Here is a 15334-nt window from a genome sequence, read left to right as displayed (position 1 = left end):
TGCCGGTGTCACCGCGCCTCAGCGGGTGAGCGCCGGACCGTGCCCCGGGGCGATCGTGCCCTGCAGGACGAGTGACGCGGCACCGATGGCGGCCGCGTCGCGCGGGTTGGCGGAGAGCTCGACCACGATCGGGTGTGCCCGGCGGGCGAAGAATCGTTCCTCGAGGCGTTCCCTGATGGCGCGGGCGTAGAGCGAACCGGCGACCGCCATGCCGGGGCCGGCGAGGACGAGTCGGTCGAGGTCGAGCAGATTCGCGAGCGTCACCGTGGCTGCGGCGACCCGGTCGGCCGAGAACCGGATGAGGTCGAGCGCCACCTCGTGACCGCTGACGGCCGCCCGGGCGAGCTGATCGAAGTCACGGCTGAGGGTCTCCGGTGCGAAGCCGAGCCCCAGGCCGTCGAGACGGTCCCGCACCGCTTCGGCGGCGGCCATCACGGCCGCCGGTGCCGCGTACCGTTCCAGACAACCGCGGTTGCCGCAGTGGCAGGGGACACCGTCGACCTCGATGCTGATGTGACCGAGTTCACCCGCGTTCGAACTCGAACCGCGGTAGAGCGCACCGCCCAGCACCATACCGGCGCCGATGCCGGTGCCCATGTAGACGCAGGCGAACGACTCCGTCCGCGAGACCTGGCGGCTCCAGAACTCGCCGACGGCCGCGGCGGCGGCGTCGTTGTCGACGACCACCGGCACGTCGAGGCTCTCCTGCAACGCCTGCTGCAGGGGGAAGTCGTCCCAGCGGACGAGCGTCGGTGGCCCGAGCAGCACCCCGCCGAGCTGGGCGATCGGCCCGGGCGCGACGACCGCGACCCCGGCTATCGACGGCGCCGCGAGCCCCACCCCGGCGACGAAGTCGCGGTAGAGCGTCACGAGGCGATCGGTCACCTGCTCCGGCGTGGCCGATCCCGCGCCGTCGACGAGCTGCCGGCCGACCACGCCACCACGGACGTCGGTGGCGACGAGCGTGATCGACTCGAACCCGAGCTGCACGCCGATCCCGTACTTCGCACTCGCGTTGATCTCGAGGAGGGTCCGCGGTTTCCCGCCTCGGGGTGCTGCGCGGCCGGTCTCGCGGACGAGCCCGTCCTCGATGAGGCGACGCACGATGTTGGAGATCGACGGTTGGGTCAGGCCGGTCGCCTCGGTGAGCTCCGTGCGGCTGATCGTGCCGGCCGAGCGGATGAGGTCGACGATGAGTGCCTGGCTACCGGGGCCCGACTGCACGGACTCGCGTCTGGCCATCTGTCCCTCCCGGCGATCGTCGAGCGCGTAATGTGAGGGCCACACGACCACTCCTCACGAAAGGCCGCGTCCCGATGGGTCTCGACGCCGAACAGACTATCGCGCAGCCCCGGCCGATCGGCCTCACGCTGTTCCGTGCCTCGGAGATCTACGGGGCTGAGCCGTTCTACCACGAGCTCATCGCGGGCATCGATCGCGTGGTCCGCCCGCACGGCCTGTCGGTGCTGCTGCGCGTCCTGCCGACGCGCGAGGAGGAGCTGCTGCAGCTCGGACGCTGGCAGCGGGACGGCACGGTGAGCGCCGTGATCCTCGTGGACCTCATCGACGACGACGAGCGGGTCGCCTTCGTCGAGCGCTCGGGCATCCCCGCGATCGTGATCGGCGCACCGACGACGGCGCAGGGGCTGCCGGCCGTCTGGACCAACGACGCGGTCACGATGCACGAGGCCGTCGACCACCTCGTCTCCCTCGGGCACCGGCGGCTCGCGCACGTCACCGGTCCGCGCGAACTCACCCACACGCTCTCGCGCATGGAGGCGTTCACCCTCGCCTCCGACCTGCCCGACGTGGACACCGTCTCGATCGGCGGCGACTACTCCCGGGCGTCCGGTGTCCAGGCCATGCAGGCGCTGCTCGCACGGGACCCGCGACCGACGGCGGTCGTCTTCGACAGCGACGTCATGGCGCTCGGCGGCTTGCAGGCCGTACAGGAGGCCGGATTGCGCGTCCCCGACGACCTGTCGATCGTCGCGTGGGACGACTCGTCGCAGTGCCAGCTGTCCGACCCGCCGATGTCGGCGCTCAGTCACGACGTCCAGCGCATCGGTGAGATGGCGGGCGAGGAGCTCTTGGAGCTGCTCGCCGGTCGTGTGGGCACCACTCGCGAGGCCCCGCACGCCGTGGTCATCGAGCGCTCCACCTCGGGGATCGCCCCGGCCGTCTGAGTCGCGCCGAGCGGCCGGGGGCCCTGGCTTCCTGTGACCGAGTTGTTATATAAATTAATAATGTTTAGTCTTGACGGACGCGGGACGGCAGACGATGCTGGACAACGAGCGAGGAGGCGACCCGGCCCTTCGCCCCCACGAACGAAGGAGTTCCCATGTCCCGGAGACCGATCATCGGCCTCGCCGCGACGGCTGCCGCCGCGGCACTCGTCCTCAGCGGCTGCTCCGGCGGTGCCGCCAACGACGACGGCAAGCCGAACGGTGAGATCACCGTCCTCACCAACCGCACCGACCTCGTCGACACCACCTTCAAGGACTACGCGAAGGAGTTCGAGAAGCAGTACCCCGGCACCACGGTCAAGTTCGAAGCCCTGACCGACTACGAGGGCGACGCCAAGATCCGCCTCAACTCGAAGGACTACGGCGACGTGCTCCTCATCCCGTCCTCGAACGTCACGAAGGACCAGTACGCCAACTTCTTCGAGCCGCTCGGCAGCACCGAGGAGCAGTCCAAGACCTACCGCTTCGCGAACGAGGCCTCCTTCGACGGGACGGCCTACGGCGTCTCGACCTTCGGGTCCGCCATGGGCTACGTCTTCAACCGCGACGTCTGGACGAAGGCCGGCATCACCGAGCCCCCGGCAACCGAGGAGGAGTACCTGGCCGCGCTCGAGAAGATCAAGGCCACCGGTTCGATCCCGTACTACACGAACTACAAGGACGGCTGGCCGCTCGCGACGCTCGAGGGCAACCTCGGAGCGGTGCAGGGCCCGAAGGTCCGCACCGAGATGATCGCGACCGACAGCCCGTGGACCGAGGGCAACGACCAGTACAACATCGACGGCCTCCTCTTCGACACCGTCGCCGCCGGTCTGAGCGAACCCGACCCCACCACCACGAACTGGGAGGAGTCGAAGAACCTTCTCGCCTCCGGTGAGATCAGCTCGATGGTCCTCGGCTCGTGGGCCGTCTCGCAGATGCAGGACGCCGCAGAGAAGGCCGGCGAGTCCCGCGACGTCATCGGCTTCTGGCCGATGCCGTGGAAGACCGACGAGGGCTTCACCTCCGTCACCGCCTCCGACAAGTTCCTGGCGGTCAGCAAGTACTCCAAGAACAAGGCGACCGCGAAGGCGTGGATCGACTGGTTCACGAACGAGTCCGGCTTCGCCGCAAGCCAGGGTGCGATCAGCCCGGTCATCAGCGACCCGGCACCCGACACGCTGTCCGACTTCGCCGACCTCGGTGTCACCTACCTGGAGCTCGCTCCCGACCCGGTCGGCAAGGAGGCCGTGATCAACGACATCGCGAACGCCGCCGAGATCGACCTCTTCGGCAACACCTACCGCCAGAAGCTCATCGACATCGCCCGCGGCGCCGCCGACGGCGACAAGGAGAGCGCCTTCGCCGACCTGAACGAGCGCTGGGCGGCAGCCCGCGCCGACGTCGCCGAGTAGCACCCGACCGGCGCCCGGGCCCACGAACCCCCTCAGCGGACCTCCGGTCCGGCGGGCCCGGGCGCCATCCACCCACTCCAGCGAATCGAAGGCAACGAACATGGTCACAGTCCAGGGAGCGTCACCCGCCACCCGAGCGGTGGTGACGAACCATCCACGCCGCGCGCGCACACTGCGGCCGGGCAGACCGCCGAAGGCCACCGGCTCGCGCGTCACCCCCTGGCTGTTCCTGGTGGTGCCGCTCGCCTTCCTGATCGTGCTCACCTACGTGCCGGTCGCGAACATGTTCTGGTACAGCCTCACCTCGTGGGACGGCCTGGAGCCCGAGCAGGAGTTCGTCGGCATCGACAACTTCGTGCAGATCTTCACGAAGCCGGAGATCTTCCAGGTCTTCTTCGTCAGCCTGTACTACCTCGTCGGTGCCGTCGCCCAGCTCGTCCTGGCCCTCTACCTGGCCACGCTGCTGAGCTTCCGCACCCGCTTCAAGAACCTCTTCAAGGGCGTCATCTTCTTCCCGTACCTCATCAACGGGGTCGCGATCGGTCTGGTCTTCCTCTACTTCCTCCGACCCGGCGGCACCCTCGACGCCCTGCTCGCGGCGGTCGGTGTGCAGGACACCCCGCAATGGTTGGGCGACCCGTCCTTCGTGAACGCGTCCCTCGCGGCGACCTCGGTCTGGCGGTACATGGGCCTCAACTTCGTGCTCTTCCTCGGCGCCATCCAGTCGGTGCCGTCGGAGCAGTACGAGGCCGCCGACCTCGACGGTGCCAACTCGTGGCACAAGTTCCGCTTCATCATCCTGCCGAGCATCCGGCGCATCCTCGGCCTGTCGTTCATCCTGGCGATCGCCGGGGCCCTGTCCGCCTTCGAGATGCCGTACATCATGACCGGCGGTGCCAACGGCTCCGAGACCTTCGTGATCCAGACCGTGAACACGGCCTTCAAGTTCTCCAAGGTGGGGCTGGCGTCGGCCATGGCCGTCGTGCTGCTGCTGATCGTCCTCATCATCACCTTCGTCCAACGCCGGGTGTTCCCCGACGAGAAGGGAGGCGAGTCGTGACCGCCACCACCGACCGACCGGTCTCCGCGTCCGCTCCCGAGCCCCGCACCCCGCTGCGGCGGACGAGGCGCGGGCCGAAGCGTCCACAGGGCGCCGGCGCCCTCACCGCGACGACGATCAAGTACGCCTCGCTCATCATCGCGAGCCTCTTCGCCGTCGTCCCCCTCGCCACGATCTTCATGCTCGCGTTCAAGACCGACCGCGAGCAGCGGACGACCGGCCCGCTCACCCCGCCGTCGAACTGGTTCAACTTCGACAACTTCGTCGTCGCGTTCGATCAGGGCGGCATGGTCACCGGCTTCCTCAACACCGCGATCATCCTGCTCGTCTCCGTCGCCGGGACGATCCTGATCGGCACCATGTCGGCGTACGCGCTCGACCGGTTCCGGTTCCGCGGCCGGAAGCTCGTCATGGGGCTGTTCCTGCTCGCGACGCTCGTCCCGTCGGTGACCACGCAAGTGGCCACGTTCCAGGTCGTTTCGGCGCTCGAACTGTTCAACACCCGCGGCGCCGCGATCCTGCTGTTCATGGGGACCGACATCGTCGCGATCTACATCTTCCTGCAGTTCATGCAGTCGATCCCGGTGTCCCTCGACGAGGCCGCGATGCTCGACGGTGCGAACCGCTTCACGATCTACTGGCGCATCATCCTCCCGCTGCTGAAACCCGCCGTCGCGACGGTCGTGATCATCAAGGGCATCGCCATCTACAACGAGTTCTACATCCCCTTCCTGTACATGCCGTCGCAGGACCTGGGGGTGATCTCCACCTCGCTGTTCCGGTTCATGGGACCGTTCGGCGCCCAGTGGCAGATCATCGCGGCCGGGACGATCCTCGTGATCATCCCGACGCTCGTCGCCTTCCTCTTCCTGCAGCGATACATCTACAACGGCCTGACCTCTGGAGCAACCAAGTGAGCATCATCGACACCGCCACCGTCCGTCCCCTGACCACCCGCCTCCTGCACGAGGGGTGGAGTCTGCGTGCGGTCGGCGGTGCGGTCCCCGAGGCCTTCGTCGGGACGAGCGTCCCCGCGACGGTGCCCGGCCTCGTGCACACGGACCTCCTCGACGCAGGGCTCATCCCCGACCCCTTCCTCGACCGCAACGAGCACCTCGTGACGTGGATCGGATCGACGGACTGGGAGTACCGCACCACCTTCGCCTGGGAGCCGGACGGCCACGACCGGCACGACCTCGTGTTCGAGGGACTCGACACCGTCGCCACGGTCACGGTGAACGGCTCGGTCGTCGCGACCACGCGGAACCAGCACCGCACCTACCGCATCGACGTCGGCGCCGTCCTCCGCGAGGGCGAGAACGACCTCGTCGTGCACTTCGCGTCGCCCGTCGCAGCCGCCGACGTCGCGAGCCTCGAGATCGGCTACCGCCCGCACACCTACTCCCACCCGTTCAACGCCATCCGCAAAGCCGCCTGCAACTTCGGCTGGGACTGGGGGCTCGACGCCGCGTCCTCCGGCCTCTGGAAGCCCGTGAGTCTGCAGTCCTGGTCGACGGCCCGGCTCGCCTCGGTGCGTCCGGTCGTGACCGTCGACGGCGGCGAGGGCCGGGTGGCCGTGCACGTCGACGTGGAACGCGCCGACGACGGTGATGTCGCCCTGGCGCTCTCGGCCACGGTCGCCGGCGTGGACGCCGAGGTCGTGCTCCCGGCCGGTGCCGGTTCCGCCGTCGTCGAGCTCACTGTCCCGGACGCCGAGCTGTGGTGGCCACGCGGCTACGGCGAGCAGCCGCTGTACGACCTCGACGTCGCGCTCGGGCAGGACGAGGCACGCCTCGGCGAGTGGTCGAAGCGGATCGGCTTCCGGACCGTCGCCGTCGAACTCGAACCCGACGCGGAGGGCACCTCGTTCCGCTTCGTCGTGAACGGTGAGGCCGTGTGGGTGCGCGGCGCCAACTGGATCCCCGACGACGCCTTCGTGACCCGCGTCGACCGCGCCCGGCTCGCGCGCCGGATGGACCAGGCCGAGTTCGCGAACCTCAATCTGCTCCGCATCTGGGGTGGCGGCTACTACGAGTCCGACGACTTCTACGAACTGTGCGACGAGCGCGGGATCATGGTGTGGCAGGACTTCCTCTTCGCCTGCGCGGCCTACGCCGAGGAGGAACCGCTGTGGAGTGAGGTCGAGGCGGAGGCGCGCGACAACATCACGCGCATCATGCCGCATGCGAGCCTCGTGCTCTGGAACGGCAACAACGAGAACATCTGGGGCTTCGAGGAGTGGGGCTGGGAGAAGCGCGTCCAGGGCCGCACCTGGGGCATGGGCTACTACCTCGACCTGCTGCCGCGGCTCGTCGCCGAGCTCGACCCGGCCGGCAACTACACCGCGGGCAGCCCCTGGTCGGGAACGCCGGACATCCCGGCCAACGACCCGGACCACGGATCCGTGCACCTGTGGGAGCTGTGGAACCGCGTCGACTACCCCGCCTACCGCGACGTCTCGCCGCGCTTCGTGGCCGAGTTCGGTTGGCAGGGGCCGGCGACGTGGTCGACGATCGGGCGGGCCATCTCGGACTCGCCGCTCACGCCGGAGTCGCCCGGCATGATCCACCACCAGAAGGCGATCGACGGCAACGACAAGCTGACCGACGGACTCGTCGCCCACCTGCCGCTCCCGGACGACACCGAGGACTGGCACTGGGCGATGTCGCTCAACCAGGCGAACGCGGTGACGGTGGCGATCGAGCACTTCCGGTCCTGGAGCCCGCGCTGCATGGGATCGATCGTCTGGCAGTTGAACGACTGCTGGCCCGTGACCTCCTGGGCCGCCGTCGACGGCGACGAGCGCGCCAAGCCACTGCTCTATGCGCTCAAGCACGTCTACGCCGATCGCCTCGTGACCGTCCAACCGCGTGGCGAAGGCCTCGTGGTCGCCGTCCTCAACGACGGACCGGACGCCTGGGCGGACGAGCTCGTCATCCGACGCCTCCGGTTCGACGGGACGGAACTGGCCTCCGTGCGGGTCCCGGTCGACCTGGACCGACGCTCCTCGACGCTCGTCGAGATCCCCGAAGCGGTCGCGGTCGCGGGATCGACGACCGACGAGGTGCTCGTCGCCACCCTCGGTGCCGAACGCGGCTTCTGGTTCTTCGCCGAGGCTCGCGTGTCTGCGCTCCCCGCTCCACGCCTCAGCATCGAGATCGCTCGCGAGGAGGGCGGGTACGCCGTGACCGTCGCGGCGGAGTCCTTCCTGCGCGACCTCACCCTGCTCGTGGACAAGGTCGACCCGGCCGCCGTCGTCGACGACCAGCTCGTGACGCTCCTGCCGGGTGAGCGCGTGACGTTCCGCGTGCGGACCGAAGCCGAACTCGGCGAGGACGAGCTCCGGTCGACCCGGGTCGTCCGCACGGCGAACCAGCTGGTCGAGGACTGGGCGCGGTGACCCTGGCGGACATGACCGGGAGGCAGGATTCGTCGGGATCGATCGCGCTCGCGGTCGACCTCGGCGGTACCAAAGTGGAGGCGGCACTCGTCACGGCCGAAGGCGTCGTGGTCGAGGGCAGCGCGCACCGGACGCCGACCGGGCCCGATGCCGGGCGCCGGGCGCTCGAGGACGCCGTCGACCGGGTCGTCCTCGCCTCGGTCGCACACCTGCCGGACGGGTCCGCGCTCGTCGGCGTCGGCATCGGTTCCGCCGGCCCGGTCGACCTGGAGCGCGGGACGGTCAGCCCCAAGAACCTCCCGCAGCTGCACGGCTTCGACCTGCGCGCGCACGTCGGGAGGCTGCTGCCGGACGCCCCGGTGGTGGTCCGGCTCGACGGCACCTGCATCGCCCTCGCCGAGCACTGGCTCGGAGCGACGCGTGGCACCGAGAACTCGATGGCGATGATCGTCTCGACCGGGGTCGGCGGAGGGATCATCCTGCACGGCCGCCTGATCGCGGGCCGCAGCGGCAACGCCGGCCACATCGGTCAGGTGCAGATCGCCTCGCGGGACGCGCGGACGTCCGCCGACGACGCGACCCTGGAACGCATCGCCTCCGGTCCGCGGAGCGTCGCCTGGGCCCGGTCCATGGGCTGGGACGGGCACACCGGGGAGGAACTCGCCGTCGCGGCGGCCACCGGCGACCCGATCGCCCGTGCGGCCGTCGTCCGCTCGGCCACGGCTGTCGGCCAGGCCATCGCCAGCGCCGCGACCCTCCTCGACCTCGAAGCGGTCGCCGTGGGCGGCGGGTTCACCGCCGTCAGTCCCGACTACCTCGACCTCGTCCGCGCCGCGGTGCAGGACGCCATCGTGCTCGACTACGCCGCCGACGTGGTCGTCACGGGTTCCGCCCTCGACGGCGCCGGACCGATCCTCGGCGCCGCAGCACTCATCCACCGACCGGAGGCTCTCGGCCTCCCGGAGAACGACCTGATGCACCATCCCAGACGAAGGAGCCTGGCACGATGAACCGCACCACCGACCCGCACCGCCCCCGTCGCAGCGCCCGAGGACGTCTCGCGGCGGGCGTGCTCGCCGCGGCCGTCACCGCCGCGCTGCTCCCGGCGCTCGCGACCCCCGCCGTCGCTGCGCCCGCCGACTGGACGTCGCTCAACACCTCGTTCGTCGAGCGTGACGGCTCCCGGCTCGTGCTCGACGGCGAGACCTTCCGCTTCAGCGGACCGAACATCTACTGGCTCGGTCTCGACGAGAACGTGGGCGGGGTCGACTACCCGACCGCCTTCCGTATCGCCGACACCCTCGACGCGGCGGCACGGATGGGCTCGACCGTCGTCCGGACGCACATGATGACCTCGACCGGTCAGGACGGCGCGAACCCGCTCGCCATCATGCCGGCCCTCGGGCAGATGAACGAGGAGGCGTTCGCCACGATCGACTTCGCCATCGCCTACGCGGGCAAACTCGGGATCCGGCTCGTCCTCCCGCTCACCGATGAGTGGGAGTACTACCACGGCGGGCATCGCGACTTCACGACGCCCTACGGCCTGTCGTCCGCCGACTTCTACACCGACGAGCGTCCGATCGCCGCCTACCAGGCGTACGTCGACGCGATCCTCCAGCGGACGAACGCGCTCACCGGCGTGCCGTACACCGCGGACCCGACGATCATGGCGTGGGAACTCGGGAACGAGTTGGAGGGGATGACCGCGCCCTGGATCGACCGGCAGGTCGCATTCATCAAGGAACGCGCCCCGCAGCAGCTCGTGGCGGCCGGACGTCGGTTCGACATCGATCCGGACACGCTCGCCGCGCCGGGGCTCGACATCGTCGACGTGCACTATTACCCGCCCACCGCCGCACGCGTCTCCGCGGACGCGGCGACGGTCACCGCCGCCGGCAAGGTCTACCTGGCCGGCGAGTACGCCTCGACGGCTGCGAGCCCGGCGCTCCTCGAACCGCTCGTCGCCGACCCGAACGTGACCGGCATGCTGTTCTGGTCGCTGTTCGGCAACAACGACCGTGGCGGGCTCGTGCCGCACGACGACGGCTTCACGATCCACGCTCCCGGTGCGACCGACGCCGAGCGCGCCCGGGTCTCCGCGATCACCGCCTACGCCGCCGCGATCGGTGCCGTTCCGGCCGCTCCCGCCGTCGGGACGCCGCTCATCACGGCGATCGACCGGGCGAACGGCATCAACACCGTCCGGTGGCGTGGTGCCGGCGGTGCGGTCTCGTACCGTGTCGAACGCTCGCTCGACGGAACGGCTTGGACGCCGGTCGACACGGGTATCCTCGCCGCCGACGCGGGATCGGCGACGGACTTCGGATCACCCGCGGGCGCCGTCTACCGGGTGGTCGCCCTCGACGCGGCCGGCGCGGTCGCCGATCTGTCGGACCCGGTCCCGACCGAGACCGACACCCGCGTGCTCGTCGACCCGCTCGAGTCCTGGCTGCTGACCGAAGCGCACGACGACCTGGCGATCACGCCCCGTGCCGACGGGACGAGCGTGACGGCGGTCGCCGACGGTGCCAGCGTCACCTGGAAGCAGGACCGACTGTCGGCGGCGGCGTTCGCGGTCTCCGGATCGGTCGTCGTCGAGTCCAGCGCCGACGGTTCGACCTGGCAGACCGCGGCGACCGAGGCCGGCGTCGGCGGCGCGGTGGTCGCACGCGACCTCGTCGGCCCGTACCTGCGGGTGACCCTCACAGCGGGCGCGACGCTGTCGCGGGCCACCATCTGGTCGGCGGTGGACGCCCCGAGCGGACCGCCCGCGGCGTTCGGTTCGACGTCGCCCGTACCGGGCACCGTCGACGTGACGGCGACGCCGACCTTCACCTGGGAGCCGTCGGCCGGTGCGGCGTACTACCGCTTCACGCTCTCCCCACAGGCCGATCTTGGGAACCCGGTCGTCGTCGTCGACGGCGTCGCGACCACCTCCGTCACCCCGTCGGTGTCCCTCACCCCGGGGGAGCGGTACTGGTGGTCGGTGTCCGCGGTCAACGGGGCCGGGACGACCGCCACGAGCACGGGAGCCTCCGACTTCCTCATGAAGGCCCTCCCGAGCGAGCCGCTCGTCGTGGAGGACTTCGAGTCCTACCCCGACGACGCCGCACTCCAAGCCACCTATGTGCGCAACGCCGGCGGTGGAGCGATCACGCCGACGCTCACGAGCAACCCCGACTCGGGGTCACAGGCGATGTCGGCCGCCTACGACCTCGCCGGTCCCGGCTACGCCGGTGTCGTCCGGACCTTCCAGACGCCGCAGGACTGGTGGGGGTACAGCGGGCTCGAGCTCTGGGTGCAGGGGACGCCGGGCGATGACGTCACCGTCCAATTCGTGACGCGGGGGACGTACTGGGAGACGGTCGCGCCCATCGTGGGCGAGGGCTGGCAGCTGGTCGAGATCCCGTTCTCGGACTTCGCCCCGCCGGCGTGGGCCGGTGAGGCGGCGTTCGACCCCACCTCCGTCACCCAGATCGGGTTCTACCTCGGTGGCGAGGGGACCGGCACGCTGTTGGTCGACGACGTCACCACGATCGTCGCTGCGGTGGACCCGGGGCCGGGCACGGGCGAGCCGGGTACGGGACAACCGGGCACCGGGCAGCCCGGCACCGGCGAGGTCGGCGGTTCGGGCACCGGCGCCACCGACGCTCCCGCGGGCGACCTCGCCCGCACCGGCCTGGAGGCCGCACCCTGGATCACCGGTGCGCTCGCCCTGCTGGCGTTCGGCGGTCTGCTGCTGTTCCGCGGTCGTCGGCGGGTGCACGGATGACCCTGCACCGCATCACGAGCGACCCCCGACGGTACGCATGGGGTTCGACGACGGCCATCCCGGAGCTGCTCGGTGTGCCGGCCGACGGTTCGCCCCAGGCCGAGCTCTGGCTCGGGGCGCACCCCGACAGCGTGACCACCCTCGTCGACGCGGAGGAGGGCGGCCCCGCGAGCCTCAACGACTGGCTCGCTTCGGACCCCGACGCCGCCCTGGGCGGACGGGACCGGTTGCCCTTCCTGCTCAAGCTCCTGGCCGCGGCTGGTCCTTTGTCCCTCCAGGTGCACCCCACTCCCGACCGCGCCAGGGCCGGGTTCGCGGACGAGGAGCGCCGGGGCGTGCCCCGGGACGCGCCGCACCGGAACTACAAGGACGCCTCGCACAAGCCGGAGATCATCGTCGCCCTCCAGGACGGCTTCCGTGCACTGTGCGGATTCCGTGCGACCGACCGGTCGCAGGCGTTGCTCGTCCACCTCGCCGGCCTTGTTGAGGGGACCGACCGGCGGGTGCTCGAGACACTGGCGGGGCAGCTGCTCGACGCCGGTCTGGAACACACGGTGCGGGCGGTGCTCGAACGACGGACGCCCGGCGTGGTCGCCGCCCTCGTCTCGGCCGCGCGTACCGACCCCGATCACCCACGCTGGGCGGCCGAGCGCGAGCTCGTCCGGCAACTCGCCGAGGAGTACCCGGGCGACCCTGGCATCGTCGTCGCGGTGCTCCTCAACCTCGTGACACTGAACGAGGGCGAGGCGTTGTTCCTGCCCGCGGGCAACATCCACGCCTACCTCTCCGGCTTCGGGGTCGAAGTCATGGCCTCGAGCGACAACGTGCTCCGTGGCGGGCTGACGCCGAAACACGTCGACGTCCCGGAACTGCTCGCCGTCCTCGAGTTCGAACCGGTGCCGGTCCCGTTCGTCGAGCCGGTCGTCCGGCCGGAGGGCGGGCTCGTCTACCCGGTGCCGGTCGACGACTTCGAACTCGTCAAGGTCGACCGGGGGACGGCGGGCGACCTCGCTCGCGGCAGGGCGGCCGTGATCGTCGTGACCGCCGGTACCGCGCGCGTGGAACAGGGCCCGGACACGGTGGTGCTGGAGCGCGGTGCTGCGGTGTTCGTCTCGCCGGGCCCGGAGCCGGTGACCGTGTCCGCGGACGGGACGGTGTTCGTCGCCGCCGGCTGACCGGCCAGACTGGACCCATGATCACCATCCACCTCCGCTACCAGATCGACCCCGAGCAACTCGACACCTTCACCGAGTACGGGCGGCGCTGGATCCGCCTCGTGAACCGGCTCGGTGGCGACCACCACGGCTACTTCCTCCCCGCGGAGGGCGACAACGACGAGGCGTTCGCGCTGTTCAGCTTCCCGTCGCTCGCCGCGTACGAGCAGTACCGCATCGCCGCGGCGACGGACCCGGAGTGCGTCGAGGCCTACGAGCTCGTGCGGGGCACCGGCTGCATCGTGCGCTTCGAGCGTCGTTTCCAGACGCCGCTCTTCGGCGATGAAGCGGACCTCCGACCCTGAGCCTCAGTGGCCCTGAGCCTCAGTAGGGCGCGCGGAACGTCAGGGTGAACCGGGTCGGCGCGTCCTCGGTGAGGAGGGACCCGTTCAGGAGTTCGGCGCGTTCGCTCAGGCCGACGAGGCCGTGGCCCGCGGACGACCACGAGCTGTCCGACGCGCGTGCGGGGCGGGTGTTCCGGATGACCACGGTGACCTCGTCGGCGGAGGCTTCGGCGCGTACGTCGACCGCGGCCCCCGGCGCATGCTTGCGCGCGTTCGTCAGCCCCTCCTGCACCGTCCGGTAGATCGCACGCTGCAAGGGTGCGGGGAGGCCGTCCGGCAACTCGATGGCGGAGGTGACGGCGATGCCGCTGTCCGCGATCAACCGGTCGAGGTCGTCGACCGTCGGTTGCGGGGCCAGCGGCGCGTGTCCGGTCTCCGCGCGCAGCAGCGTCACCATGTCCCGCAGCTCGTCGAGTGTGCGCGACGCGAGCGACCGGATCGTCACCGCCATCCGCTTCGTCGCGGGTTCCTCGGTCTGCACCTGGATCGCACCGGCCTGGACGGCGATCAGACTGACCTGGTGGGAGACGACGTCGTGCATCTCCCGGGCGATGCGCGTGCGCTCCTCGACGAGGACATCGGAGGCGATGCGCGCCCGCTCGCTGCGTCGGACCTGTTCGAGGTCGCGGATGCGGTCGAACAGCTCGCGGCGGGTGCGCACGAGCAGGCCGAAGGCGATCGGTGCCGCAGCGTAGAGCGCGGCGTACACCATGGAGAGGATCGTGTAGTTGGGCGACGTCCACCCCCACCACGGCACCGCGGCGAGGACGAAGACCACGGCGCCCGTCGTGACGAGCCGCCAGCGTCGCCGTTCCCGCACCGCGACGGAGAAGAGCGATGCCAAGCCGGCGAGGGTGGCGAGGTTGAGGGTGAAGGCCGGCACAGCCAGGAGGAGCGACAGCCACGGCCAGCGTCGCCGGAAGACCAGGCCGACGGCAGCGGCGATCGCCAGGCCGGACTCCCAGGGGGTCGCCCACTCGAGCGTCGTCAGGCTCTCGACGGCCGCCGCCGCGATGAGGGCGAGTTCCAGGAGGACCGACCAGAGCCGGGAGCGCCGCTTCACCGCGGGGTCGCCTCGTCGCCGCGGACCCCGGCACGCTCGGCGATGATCGCGGCTTCGAGTCGGGTCGTCACCTCGAGTTTGCCGAGGATCGCGCTCACGTGGTCCTTCACGGTCGCGCGGCTGAGGTGGAGTGCCTCGCCGATCTCGGTGTTGGACGCGCCGGTCCGGAGCGCCGCGAGCACGTCCTGTTCGCGGACAGTCAGCGCGGACAGTCGCTTCGCCGCCTCGCGGTCGGCGGTGCGGGCGAATCCGCCGACGAGTGTCCGGGACACCTGCGGGGACAGCACGATGCCGCCAGCGGCGAGGGATCGGAGCAGCATCGGGAGCTGCTCCGGGTCCGTGTCCTTCACGAGGAACCCCGCGGCGCCGCTGCGGAGGGCGCGTGCGATGTAGTCGTCGGAGTCGAAGGTGGTCAGGATCGCGACGACGGGCGGGTCGTCCCAGGTCTGCAGTTCGTCGAGGATGTCGAGCCCGTCACGCCCTGGCATGCGGACGTCCAGGAGGACGACGTCGGGACGGCTCGAGCGGATCGCCTCCACGGCGCCGATCCCGTCGACCGAGGCGACGACCTCGATGTCCTCGACGGCACCCAGGATGAGTTCGAACCCGGACCGTACCAACGCCTCGTCGTCGACGATGGCCACTCCGATCACGGTGTCCTCCTCAGTTCGACTCTCACCCTACGAGTCCCGAGAACCGCGCGGCGACGGCCAGGAGGCCGAACCCGCCAGGTGGCGGGGGTGGAATAGCCCGCAGCAGGATGTGGACGGAACGCCGCGCCGTCGATACTGAGTCAACCGGGTCGGTCGACGCTGCCCGGCGCGTCGGGGTCCAGGAT

Annotated in this window: 12 protein-coding genes; 9 read left to right on the top strand and 3 right to left on the bottom strand. The window is 70.4% G+C overall.

Annotated elements, in window-relative coordinates:
• Positions 1-18: 18 nt before the first annotated feature.
• Complete coding sequence (locus AC4PMY_RS07745) at positions 19-1242, bottom strand: ROK family transcriptional regulator (protein ID WP_314137889.1); 1224 nt, start codon at positions 1240-1242, stop codon at positions 19-21.
• 74 nt (positions 1243-1316) lie between these two features.
• Between AC4PMY_RS07745 and AC4PMY_RS07740 the strand changes: the two genes are divergently transcribed.
• From AC4PMY_RS07740 to AC4PMY_RS07700, 9 genes are all read left to right on the top strand, one after another.
• Entirely contained in the window at positions 1317-2186 is an 870-nt protein-coding gene (locus AC4PMY_RS07740) for a LacI family DNA-binding transcriptional regulator (protein ID WP_071261556.1), read from the top strand.
• A 155-nt stretch (positions 2187-2341) separates the two neighbouring features.
• Entirely contained in the window at positions 2342-3640 is a 1299-nt protein-coding gene (locus tag AC4PMY_RS07735; RefSeq protein WP_071261557.1) for an ABC transporter substrate-binding protein, read from the top strand.
• A 100-nt stretch (positions 3641-3740) separates the two neighbouring features.
• Entirely contained in the window at positions 3741-4700 is a 960-nt protein-coding gene (locus AC4PMY_RS07730) for a carbohydrate ABC transporter permease (RefSeq protein ID WP_064295957.1), read from the top strand.
• Positions 4697-5617, top strand: a complete 921-nt coding sequence (locus tag AC4PMY_RS07725; protein ID WP_064295958.1) for a carbohydrate ABC transporter permease — start codon at positions 4697-4699, stop codon at positions 5615-5617. The genes AC4PMY_RS07730 and AC4PMY_RS07725 overlap by 4 nt, the downstream gene beginning before the upstream one ends.
• On the top strand, positions 5614-8100 hold the full coding sequence (locus tag AC4PMY_RS07720; RefSeq protein ID WP_491622361.1) for a glycoside hydrolase family 2 protein: 2487 nt from the start codon (positions 5614-5616) through the stop codon (positions 8098-8100). Before AC4PMY_RS07725 ends, AC4PMY_RS07720 begins: the two co-directional genes overlap by 4 nt.
• Positions 8101-8111: 11 nt before the next feature.
• Entirely contained in the window at positions 8112-9110 is a 999-nt protein-coding gene (locus tag AC4PMY_RS07715; RefSeq protein ID WP_491622360.1) for an ROK family protein, read from the top strand.
• Positions 9107-11875, top strand: a complete 2769-nt coding sequence (locus AC4PMY_RS07710; RefSeq protein ID WP_491622359.1) for a CIA30 family protein — start codon at positions 9107-9109, stop codon at positions 11873-11875. Before AC4PMY_RS07715 ends, AC4PMY_RS07710 begins: the two co-directional genes overlap by 4 nt.
• Positions 11872-13050, top strand: a complete 1179-nt coding sequence (manA, locus tag AC4PMY_RS07705; RefSeq protein ID WP_491622358.1) for a mannose-6-phosphate isomerase, class I — start codon at positions 11872-11874, stop codon at positions 13048-13050. The genes AC4PMY_RS07710 and manA overlap by 4 nt, the downstream gene beginning before the upstream one ends.
• Before the next feature lie 17 nt (positions 13051-13067).
• Entirely contained in the window at positions 13068-13394 is a 327-nt protein-coding gene (locus tag AC4PMY_RS07700; RefSeq protein ID WP_071261560.1) for an NIPSNAP family protein, read from the top strand.
• A 19-nt stretch (positions 13395-13413) separates the two neighbouring features.
• On the opposite strand, the gene AC4PMY_RS07695 is transcribed toward AC4PMY_RS07700, so the two are convergent.
• Both AC4PMY_RS07695 and AC4PMY_RS07690 read right to left on the bottom strand, forming a co-directional pair.
• On the bottom strand, positions 13414-14496 hold the full coding sequence (locus AC4PMY_RS07695) for a sensor histidine kinase (RefSeq protein WP_491622357.1): 1083 nt from the start codon (positions 14494-14496) through the stop codon (positions 13414-13416).
• Positions 14493-15149, bottom strand: coding sequence for a response regulator (locus tag AC4PMY_RS07690; RefSeq protein WP_064295963.1), 657 nt, complete (start codon positions 15147-15149; stop codon positions 14493-14495). The genes AC4PMY_RS07695 and AC4PMY_RS07690 overlap by 4 nt, the downstream gene beginning before the upstream one ends.
• Positions 15150-15334 lie beyond the last annotated feature (185 nt).

It is taken from the genome of Plantibacter sp. MDV22-iso1 (assembly GCF_058408345.1).
The sequence above is the reverse complement of the archived record's forward strand: the minus strand, read 5'-3'. Positions and strand labels throughout refer to the sequence as shown.